The organism is Phenylobacterium sp., assembly GCF_046590535.1.
GTDB lineage: Bacteria > Pseudomonadota > Alphaproteobacteria > Caulobacterales > Caulobacteraceae > Phenylobacterium.
This window is the reverse complement of sequence record NZ_JBKJTG010000167.1, coordinates 1-9,377: the sequence shown is the minus strand read 5'-3', so window position 1 is coordinate 9,377 and position 9,377 is coordinate 1. Positions and strand designations below refer to the sequence as shown.

Below are 9,377 nucleotides of genomic sequence, written 5' to 3'. Positions count from 1 at the left end.
CGATCCGCGCCTCCAAGGAGGCCGTCTATCGCGGCCTGGACGAACCCACCCTGGCGGCCGCTCTCAAGGGGCAGAGGGACTATCCCGGCGTCGCCGCGATGATCGCCTCGGAGGACTTCGTGGAGGGGCCGATGGCCTTCTCGCAGAAGCGCCCGCCACAGTGGAAGGGACGCTGACGCCGGCTGTGCCCAATGGCGGAACCCGTGGTATGGAGACGGCATGTCCACGATGATCTCTGAAGTCTATGACGCCTTGCTCGAAGCGGGCGCGTCGCCGGAGAAGGCCCGCCGCGCCGCCGAGGCGTTGGCGAACTACGAGACGCGCTTCTCGAGAAGCGACGCCGACCTGCTGCTCATCAAGTGGATGACCGGGTTCATCGTCGCGGGCGTCAGCGGCCTGGTGGTCAAGACGTTCTTCGCCTGACGCTTGTCAGCGTGGCGGTTCCTGTCCAGTCTCGCGCCTGACTGAACAGCGATAAGGGACGGCCTCGTGGAGCGCTACGACTACATCATCATCGGCGCGGGCTCGGCGGGCTGTGTGCTGGCCAACCGGCTGTCGGAGGACCCGGCCGCGAAGGTTCTGCTGCTGGAGGCCGGCGGCAAGGACAGCTCGCTGATGATCAAGATGCCGGCGGGCGTCGGCGCCCTGATCGGCAAGCAGGGGCCGTTCAACTGGGGCTTCTGGACCGAGCCGGAGCCGAACCTGAACGACCGCCGGCTATGGTGGCCCCGGGGCAAGGGGTGGGGCGGGTCCTCCTCGATCAACGGCATGGTCTATATCCGCGGCCACGCGCGGGACTACGACCAGTGGCGGCAGATGGGACTGGCCGGCTGGGGCTACGCCGACGTGCTGCCCTACTTCAAGCGCTCGGAAAGCTTCGAGGGCGGCGCCGACGCCTGGCATGGCGCCGACGGGCCTCTGCATGTGTCGAAGGCGGCCTCGCCAAATCCGATCTACCGCGCGGCCATCGACGCCGGCGCCCAGGCGGGTCACCCGGTCACCGAGGACTTCAACGGCTACCAGCAGGAAGGCTGGGGGCCCTACCAGATGACCATTCGCGATGGACAGCGGTGGAGCGCGGCGCGGGCCTACCTTCACCCCGTGCTGGACCGGCCCAATCTGACTTGCCTGACAGGCGCCCGGACCACTCGGATCGTGGTGGAGAACGGCCGCGCGGTCGGGGTCGAGGTGGTGGTCGGCAAGGAACCGGCGCGGATCATCCACGCCGACGCCGAGGTGCTGCTGTCGGCCGGCGCCGTGCAGTCGCCGCACCTCCTGCAGCTCTCGGGGATCGGCGCGGCGGACGACCTGTCGGCGCACGGGGTGAAGGTGGTCCATGACCTGGCCGGCGTCGGGGCCAACCTGCAGGACCACCTGGACGCGACGCTATCGTGGGAGTGCCCGCAGCCGATCACCGCCTATTCCATGCGCAAGGGCGTCAAGCAGTTGTTCGTGGGTCTCAACTACCTGCTGTTCAACAAGGGGATCGGGCGGGAGAACTTCCTGGAATCCGGCGCTTTCCTGCGCTCGCGGCCCGACCTCGATCGGCCCGATCTGCAGATCCATACGGTGCTGGCGATCATGCAGGACCACGGCAAGGTGCAGGTGGCCAAGGACGGCTTCACCTTCCATGTGTGCCAGCTCAGGCCCGAGAGCCGCGGGCGGGTGAGCCTGAAGTCCGCCGACCCGCTGGCCGATCCGGCGATCTTCGCCAACTACCTCTCGGCCGAGGAGGACCGCCGGGCCATGCGCGAGGGGGTGAAGATGATGCGCGACGTGGCCGCCCAGAACGCCTTCGACGCCTATCGCACCTCCGAGCATGCGCCGGGCGCGGAGGTGAAGACCGACGCGCAGATCGACGCCTGGATCCGCCAGACCGCCGAGACCATCTACCACCCGGTGGGGACCTGCCGGATGGGCGCGGCGGGCGATCCCATGGCGGTGGTCGACGGCGAGCTGAAGGTCCAGGGCCTCGCCGGCCTGCGGGTGATCGACGCCTCGGTGATGCCGACCCTGGTGGGGGGCAACACCAATGCGCCGACCATCATGATCGCCGAGAAGATCGCCGACGCGATCCGCGGCCGGGCCGCCCTGGCCCCGCAGGACGCCCCGGTGTTCGGCGACGGGCTGAAGGCGGCGTAGGCTATCCCTCCCCATGAAGGGGAGAGATGGGCGTTAGTTCTGCTGCGGTTTCACCACCAGCATGTAGGCCTTGTCGTCCTTCAGCCAGAGGGCCGCGGCGCGCTTCACATCGGCGATGGTGACGGCGGTGGCGCCCGGGATGCTCTGGCGGATGGCCTCCAGCCGCCGCGGGTCCTCCTGGGCGCCGGAGAGTTCGGCCAGCCAGTACGGGTTGGAGACGCGGGCCTTCTCCAGGCGCTCGATGCGGGGCTTCTTGGCCCGGGTCAGCTCGTCGGCGGTGACGTCCTTGGTGCGCAGGTCGGCGGCGATCTTGCGGGCGTCGGTGAAGAAGGCGTCGAGCTTCTCCGGCGGCACCTCGACGCTGGCGGCCACATAGCCCCAGCCGGTCCAGACCAGGCTGTGGTTGACGCCCACCTGCGGGGAGTAGGTGGCGCCCTGGGCTTCCCGCAGCTCGTCCAGCAGGCGCAGGCTCATCACCTCGCTCATCACCGCCGTCTCGCGGGCGCGCTGGGGATCCGACCAATAGTCGCTGGTCGGCCAGCCGATGTAGCCCACCGCCTGGTCGGCGCGGCCCTTGTGGGTCAGCGCCACCGGCTGGGCGACGCCGGCCGGAAAGCCCACCTGCCGCTGGGCGGCGGGCAGCGCCGCCACCGCCGGGCGGGCGGGGAGGGCGGCGAAGGTCCGTGCGGCGGCCTCGATGGCCTGGTCGACGGTGATGTCGCCGACCATCACCACCTCCACCGGGCCGCTGGCCAGGTTGGGCATGATCTGGCCCTGCAGATCCTCGAGCCTGGCGGCGGCGATCTCTTCGCGGCTGGGGAAGGTCCAGCGCCGGTCGCCGTTGTGCAGCAGGCCGGCCAAGTCGCGGCCGATCACGCCGGAGGTGGTGGCCTCGTACTGATCGTGGATCGACTTGCCGGCGCCCTTCAGGCGCTGGAAGGCCTCGGGCCGCCAGCCGGGCTCGGCGAGATAGGCCGCCAGCACCTGCATCTGGGTGGCCAGGTCCTGCGGCCGGGTGGAGCCGGTGAAGACGAAGTTGTCGTCGCCGATGCCGAAGCGCGCGCCATAGACCTTGGAGGCCAGCGCCCGCTCCATGTCCTCGGCGCTGATCTGCTTCAGCCCACCTTCGATGTAGGCGCCGGACGCCCAGTTGGCGCTCTGGCGGTCCTTGGGCAGGTCCAGCAGGCCGTCGCCGACGTTGACCCGCACCAGCACCTCGTCGTCGCGGAATTTCGTCGGCTTTACGGTCAGCCGCACGCCGTTGGCGAAGCGGATGAAGGTGGCGCCCATGTCGGTCACTTCGCGGCGCTCGGCCACCTTGCCGGCGGGGCCAAAGCTCCCATACGGCCAGGCCACCTGAGCCGGCGCTGCGGGCGCGGCCACGGCCACCTGCTGCGAGCCCACTAGGGCGGCCAGCAGGGCGGGCTCGCCACCCTCTACCGGTTTGGGTGAGGACATGAACACGATCGGGCCCTGGCCGGTGAAGGCGGCCTTCAGAGCGGTGGACACGGTCTCGGCCTGCAGGCCTTTCACGGCGGCCTCGAAGGCGACCAGGTCGTCGGCCGGCGCGGTGACCACCTGGTCATCGGCCACGGAGCCCACGATCTCCTCGGCGAGCTCGGTCTGGCGGCGGGTGGCGGCGCCGGCGACGGCGGTCTTCAAGTTGGTGCGGACCTCCTCGATCTCGCGGTCCAGCTCGTCCTGGCGCACCCCGTAGCGCACAGCGCGGCGCTGTTCCTGTTCGACGGCGGAGAGCGCCTCGCGCCAGCGGCCAGGCTCGGCGTTGACCGCCATCATGGTCACCTCGGCGGCGTCATCCTGGTCGTTCTTGAAGCCGCCGGCCCCGAGGAACGGCGGACTGGGCGCGCGGGAAATGCTGGAGAGCCGGCGGTTCAGGACAGCGAAGCCCAAGCCTTCCAGGAGGTCGCCGCGGCGCTTGGCGAGCGTGTCTGGGCTGTGGTCCGGGGGCGCGATCCAGGCGATCTGCAGGGAAGGGGCGGCGCCCGGCTCCACCACCAGGCGAGCCTCCGGCCTGCGGGGGCGCACGGCCCCCTGGTCGGGGTCGCCGCCCGCCGGCCCCACGGCCTTCCAGTCGGAGAACCGGGCGCGGATCTTGGCCTCCATGGCGGCCACGTCGAAGTCGCCCACCGCCACCAGCACGGCGCGCTCGGGCCGGTAGTAGGCGGCGTAGAAGGCCTGCAGCTGGCTGGGCGGGGCGGTCTTCAACACCTCCACCGTGCCGATGGGATAGCGGGTGGGCAGGCGTTGGCCCGGCAGCAGGAAGGCCAGGCGCTCCTTGAACACCCGGAAGGCCGGGGTGTCGCGGGAGCGTTCCTCCGACAGCACCACGCCGCGCTCGCGGTCCACCGCGGCGGCGTCGATGGAGAGATTGCCGGCCGCCTCGCGCAGCAGCATCAGCGAGGTGTCGACGGTCTCGTCGTTGGTGCGCGGCAGGTCGAGTTTGTAGACGGTCTCGGAGAACCCTGTGGAGGCGTTGGTGTCGGCGCCGAACGCCAGGCCCAGGCGCTCCAGGATCTTGATCATCTCGCCTTCCTTGACCCCCTTGGAGCCGTTGAAAGCCATGTGCTCCAGGAAGTGGGCCAGGCCCTGTTGGGCGTCGGTCTCCATCATCGAGCCGGCGTCGAAGCGCAGGCGAAGGGCGCCCTGGCCGGGCGGGATGGACTGCTTGCGGATGGCGTAGCGCATGCCGTTGGGCAGGGCGCCGAAGCGGATGTTGGGGTCAGCCCTGATGTCGGAGACCGCCTGCGGCCACTGGCCGGGGGCAAGCCTGACCGCCGGGGCCTGGGCGAAGGCGCTGGCGCCCAGAACGAGGGACAGGGCGGCGCTAAGCGCAAGGCCTGCGCGCAGGGAACGGGTCATCAAGAGATCCTGGAGGCGGCTGACAAGGGCCGCAACATCGGCGAGCCCGATGGCCATCGCAAGGCGCCTCGCTAGTGTGCTGGATCTGAAGTTCGCCTGCCTGTTGGATCAGGCTCTGAGCGAACTTCAGATCCAAGAAGCACACTAGAAACATATACTTGCTAGTGTGTCTGGAGATGCGGAAATTCGCTCCGAGCCCGCCATACGCGCCGGCGAATTTCCGAGTCGACACACTTGCAGCGCTCGCGCGCAGGGGCAAGACCCCCTAAATGAAGGCGATGACCGCCCTAGTTTTCGAGGAACCCGCGCAAGGCGCGCCGCGCCTGCCCCCGGCGCGGGAGCCCGGCGACGGGCCGCCGCCTGCGCCGCCGGGCCGCGAGCCGATACTGAATGCGCCATGGCCGGCCCTGGCCCTGGTGGCGTTGATCGTCGGCGGCTACGCGGTGCAGAGTCGCTTTCATCTGCAGGTGGCCGCCCAGGCGTTCGCCTTCGCCCCGGCTATGCTGGCCGAGGGGCGCTGGGAACGGCTGTTCACGGCGCTTTTCCTGCACGGCAACTGGGCCCACGCCCTGATGAACGGCGCCTTTGCGCTCGCCTTCGGGACTCCGGTGGCGCGGTTCTTTGGCGGCCGGATCGGCGGGGCGCTGGCGTTCTTCGGCTTCTACCTGGCGTGCGGAGCGCTCTCGAGCCTCGGTTACGCCGCGCTGCATCCGGGATCGCAGGCGGTGTTGGTGGGCGCGTCCGGCGCGGTCTCCGGGCTGATGGGCGCCGCGGCCAGGCTGATCGCCGGGGGCGGCCAGGCGCTGGGGCCGATCCTCTCGCGGCCGGTGCTCGGCATGGGCGGCGCCTGGGTGGCGGTGAACCTACTGATCGCGCTCCTGGGCCAGGGTCTGACGCCGGGAGCGGAGGACGCCTCCATCGCCTGGGAGGCGCACCTGGCCGGTTTCGTGGCGGGTGTGCTGGTGATCCAGCCGGTGGCTTGGCTGGCCAGGCGCGGTTAGGCAGGGGCTCAATCTCTGCCTGGATGCCCTCACGCGCGCGTGCATTGATCCCTGCGGCAATCTGGGCAACGGTGTTCGCCGACATACTAGAGAGTGCGCGCGGGAGACGCCGATGCTGGTCTCGCAGATCCTCCGACAAAAGGGCGACCTGGTGTTTACCGCCGGGCCGGCGGAGACGGTGGGGGCGGTGGCGATCCTGCTGCACACCCGCAAGGTGGGCGCCCTGGTGATCCTCGACGCCGAGCGGGTGGTGGGCATCGTCTCCGAGCGCGACGTGGTCCGCGCCTTCGCCGAGGAGGGACCGACCGCCATGGACCGGCCTGTCTCCGACTTCATGACCGCTGACGTGCTGTTCGCCGACCCGGGCGAGACGGTGGACTTCCTGCTGGGCCGGATGACCGACCGGCGCATCCGCCACCTGCCGGTGTGCAAGTCCGAGCGGCTGATCGGCATTGTCTCCATTGGCGACCTGGTGAAGCACAAGATCTCCGAGGTCGAAGCCGAGGCCGACGGCCTGAAGGCCTATATCGCCGCGAGCTGAGCGTTCACCGTTCCTGTTTTGTTCTTGACGTGCTGCGCGGGCGGTGAGACGCTTTCTGTTGGCGAAGTCACGCCTGGAGCAGCGGGGAGGCGTGCCTGTGGTGTTCGGTTTTGGCAGGGCGGCAGCGCGTGGGCCAAGCCCGCAGGAGCTTGGCGTTCCCGAGATGCTGCAGCGGGAGGTCTCAAGAGTGCTGGCTGGGAATGCGCTGGCTCTGGCGAAGGCGCCGAAGCGCGACCGCCGGATTGGCTCTGTCGCCGTGCGGGACATTCCAGCCGCGGCCCTAGAGATGGCAGGCCCGATCCTGAATGCGCCCAACACGGCCATCGGGCTGACGTATGGCGGCCTTGGTCATGCGGTCGGCAAGGTCAGGGGAACGAACCCCCGAATAGTCCGAGGGGGCGGCACGACAGAATATGTGAACAATCCCTTTGGTTATCAGGGCGCGATCACCATCGGCGATACGACCACCTATGGTCAGGATCCCGACGATCCCAACGACGTCTGGGCCGACTACCAAAAGAACAATGGACATACGATCCGGGAGCATGAGCGGCAGCACATGCTGCAGGGCCGGCAGCTTGGGCCGCTTTACCTCCCATCGAACGCGCTTGGCGGGCTGGGGGCGTTGATCAGAGACCGGACCGACAAGGGCAGGCCCGACTGGCACGGGCCATCGAACTGGAACGAGCGGGGTCCGCAGATGCGGACGCCCAGACCCTGGCCTCCCAGGAGGCCCCGGTGAGGGCGCTCGCGACCTTGATGGGGCTGGGCGCTTGCCTGGCCGTGTCGAGTTGCGCAGTCCCGCCTAGGATCCTCATGTTCAACGGCGCAGACGCGCCGATCACTCTGCATGTTGATCCTGATCTGGGCGTCGGCGGCCCAAAGAAGATTCGGATTCCAGCAGGGGAAGCGGGCTGGTTCCAAGAGGCCCGATTGCCGACCACCATTGACGGCCAAAGGATTTTGCGGGTGTCGTCGGAAGGCTGTTCCTATGGGTTTGTGTTTCCCGACACCAATGATGTGATGCGCGCGCCAGGCGAGACGTTCGAGACGCAGTATCCTGGCTCGCTCCTCCTTCAGATTTCACCCACCTTCACGATCTATGTTGCGCCGCCGGGGCAAGCCGTCGTGGGCGCTGAGGCAGATCTGTTGCGAGCGACACGCAATGGACGCCCCTTGCAGCGGGGCGGCTTTCCCCTGCGGCCAGCGGCCAAGACCTGCGCGCCGAACGCCCGCTAGATCGCCGTGCGGGACGGCTCCGAACCGCTTGAGGCCGCGGCGTCGGCTAGGCTGTAGGCTTCCAGCACCTCGGCGGTGGCGTCGCGGGCGCGAAGCAGGGCTTGGCGCAGGGAGCAGGCGTCGCGGTCGGGGCAGTCGTCGCACTTGCGGAAGTTGAGGCGGGGGCTGACGCAGGAAGCCAGGGCCAGGGGGCCATCAATGACCCGAATCACCTCGGCGAAGGCGATCTCCGCCGCCGGCCTGGCCAGAGTGTAGCCGCCGAACTTGCCGCGCCGGCTGACCACCACCTGGCTGCGGCTCAGCTCCAGGAGAATCGCCTCCAGGAACTTGCGCGGCGCGTCGGCGCGGGCCGCAAGTTCCCCCGAGGTAAGCTGGGCGCCGCCGGCGCGGGCCAGTTCCACCAGCGCCCTGAGCGCGTACCTGGCCTTCTGGGACAGCATCGTGCCCAGTTCTGACCGGCGCTCGCCCCAGGCGCAAGGCGAGGGACCAGCCTGACCCCGGCAGCAAATCTGCGCGAGGGGTTGGATCATCCGTGATCCACCCATATTCGCAGCTCTCGCGACGCTTCCAACCCTGGCGCGGCAAGGATTTGCCGCGCACCGAGGTTCGCCGGGAAAGAACGTTGACACCATCCGGGGCGCCCACTAGATAGCCGCCTCCCGCTTGGTCGGGTCCAGACTTAAGGAGACCAGGACGGGGGCCAAATCAGCCCCTTGATTTTCTCCGGAAGATGGGTATCTTCCCCAGCCTCAATCGAATCGCTGCGGACTGTAATGAGGGAAGCCCCTCGGCGGCCCCGGCACGGTTTTTGCGCCCAATTCCGGAGTTTCCGGCGGCGGGCGGGGAAAGTCCGAAAGGACCGATTGACACCAAAGAGGCCGGCCACTAGATAGCCGCCTCCGCCGACCACCGGCGCTAAACAGTGGGGTTGGCGAAAGCCAGTCGCGGTCTTTGACATCGTTGATTTGGAAAGAGAAACGCAGGCGGCGGCGTCCTAGCGACAGTCTTAACCAGACTGTCTCGACGCTGACGAATTCTGCGGTCTCTTGAAGACACCATGAATATGGATACCTGAGGGTTTCGACCTTCAGGCATCGATGTGAATGGGAACTCGTCAAGAACTACGTAGAATAAACGCCAACCAGTTCTTCGGAATTGGGGACGCTAAAAGTTAGTGCTCAACTCAACCTGAGAGTTTGATCCTGGCTCAGAGCGAACGCTGGCGGCAGGCCTAATACATGCAAGTCGAGCGCACCTTCGGGTGAGCGGCGGACGGGTGAGTAACGCGTGGGAATGTGCCCTTTGGTACGGAACAACTGAGGGAAACTTCAGCTAATACCGTATGTGCCCTTCGGGGGAAAGATTTATTGCCATTGGAGCAGCCCGCGTTGGATTAGGTAGTTGGTGGGGTAAAGGCCTACCAAGCCTACGATCCATAGCTGGTCTGAGAGGATGATCAGCCACACTGGGACTGAGACACGGCCCAGACTCCTACGGGAGGCAGCAGTAGGGAATCTTGCGCAATGGGCGAAAGCCTGACGCAGCCATGCCGCGTGAATGATGAAGGTCTTAGG

At 67.9% G+C, this 9,377-nt stretch carries 8 protein-coding genes and 1 rRNA gene; 7 read left to right on the top strand and 2 right to left on the bottom strand.

Annotation, left to right across the window (positions count from 1 at the left end):
- Nucleotides 1-219: 219 nt before the first annotated feature.
- Nucleotides 220-423 carry a hypothetical protein gene (locus tag ACLL81_RS10085; protein ID WP_411288207.1) on the top strand — a complete coding sequence of 68 codons (204 nt, stop codon included), beginning with the start codon at nucleotides 220-222 and terminating at the stop codon, nucleotides 421-423.
- 66 nt (nucleotides 424-489) lie between these two features.
- Entirely contained in the window at nucleotides 490-2,142 is a 1,653-nt protein-coding gene (locus ACLL81_RS10080) for a choline dehydrogenase (protein ID WP_411288206.1), read from the top strand.
- A 33-nt stretch (nucleotides 2,143-2,175) separates the two neighbouring features.
- Here ACLL81_RS10080 and ACLL81_RS10075 read toward each other — a convergent pair whose 3' ends face one another.
- Nucleotides 2,176-5,022: a M16 family metallopeptidase gene (locus ACLL81_RS10075; RefSeq protein ID WP_411288205.1), complete on the bottom strand. Its 2,847-nt coding sequence runs from the start codon at nucleotides 5,020-5,022 to the stop codon at nucleotides 2,176-2,178.
- Nucleotides 5,023-5,300: 278 nt separating this feature from the next.
- On the opposite strand from ACLL81_RS10075, the gene ACLL81_RS10070 reads away from it, so the two are divergent.
- The 4 genes from ACLL81_RS10070 to ACLL81_RS10055 all read left to right on the top strand — a co-directional run bounded on the left by ACLL81_RS10070 (nucleotide 5,301) and on the right by ACLL81_RS10055 (nucleotide 7,803).
- Nucleotides 5,301-6,023, top strand: a complete 723-nt coding sequence (locus ACLL81_RS10070) for a rhomboid family intramembrane serine protease (protein WP_411288204.1) — start codon at nucleotides 5,301-5,303, stop codon at nucleotides 6,021-6,023.
- 112 nt (nucleotides 6,024-6,135) lie between these two features.
- Complete coding sequence (locus ACLL81_RS10065; RefSeq protein ID WP_411288203.1) at nucleotides 6,136-6,564, top strand: CBS domain-containing protein; 429 nt, start codon at nucleotides 6,136-6,138, stop codon at nucleotides 6,562-6,564.
- 58 nt (nucleotides 6,565-6,622) lie between these two features.
- On the top strand, nucleotides 6,623-7,306 hold the full coding sequence (locus ACLL81_RS10060) for a hypothetical protein (protein WP_411288202.1): 684 nt from the start codon (nucleotides 6,623-6,625) through the stop codon (nucleotides 7,304-7,306).
- A 74-nt stretch (nucleotides 7,307-7,380) separates the two neighbouring features.
- The gene (locus ACLL81_RS10055; RefSeq protein ID WP_411288201.1) at nucleotides 7,381-7,803 is read left to right on the top strand and encodes a hypothetical protein; all 423 of its coding nucleotides are present in this window, start codon (nucleotides 7,381-7,383) and stop codon (nucleotides 7,801-7,803) included.
- On the opposite strand, the gene ACLL81_RS10050 is transcribed toward ACLL81_RS10055, so the two are convergent.
- Nucleotides 7,800-8,243 (bottom strand): RrF2 family transcriptional regulator, encoded by a 444-nt coding sequence (locus ACLL81_RS10050; RefSeq protein WP_411288208.1) that lies wholly within the window; start codon nucleotides 8,241-8,243, stop codon nucleotides 7,800-7,802. The genes ACLL81_RS10055 and ACLL81_RS10050 overlap by 4 nt on opposite strands.
- 744 nt (nucleotides 8,244-8,987) lie before the next feature.
- Between ACLL81_RS10050 and ACLL81_RS10045 the strand changes: the two genes are divergently transcribed.
- A 16S ribosomal RNA gene (locus ACLL81_RS10045) occupies nucleotides 8,988-9,377 on the top strand; the annotation flags it as partial.

Coding starts and splice junctions, on each gene's coding strand:
- ACLL81_RS10070 (WP_411288204.1), top strand. CDS start 5,301: ATGACCGCCCTAGTTTTCGAGGAACCCGCGCAAGGCGCGCCGCGCCTG.
- ACLL81_RS10075 (WP_411288205.1), bottom strand. CDS start 5,022: ATGACCCGTTCCCTGCGCGCAGGCCTTGCGCTTAGCGCCGCCCTGTCC.
- ACLL81_RS10065 (WP_411288203.1), top strand. CDS start 6,136: ATGCTGGTCTCGCAGATCCTCCGACAAAAGGGCGACCTGGTGTTTACC.
- ACLL81_RS10050 (WP_411288208.1), bottom strand. CDS start 8,243: ATGCTGTCCCAGAAGGCCAGGTACGCGCTCAGGGCGCTGGTGGAACTG.
- ACLL81_RS10085 (WP_411288207.1), top strand. CDS start 220: ATGTCCACGATGATCTCTGAAGTCTATGACGCCTTGCTCGAAGCGGGC.
- ACLL81_RS10055 (WP_411288201.1), top strand. CDS start 7,381: ATGTTCAACGGCGCAGACGCGCCGATCACTCTGCATGTTGATCCTGAT.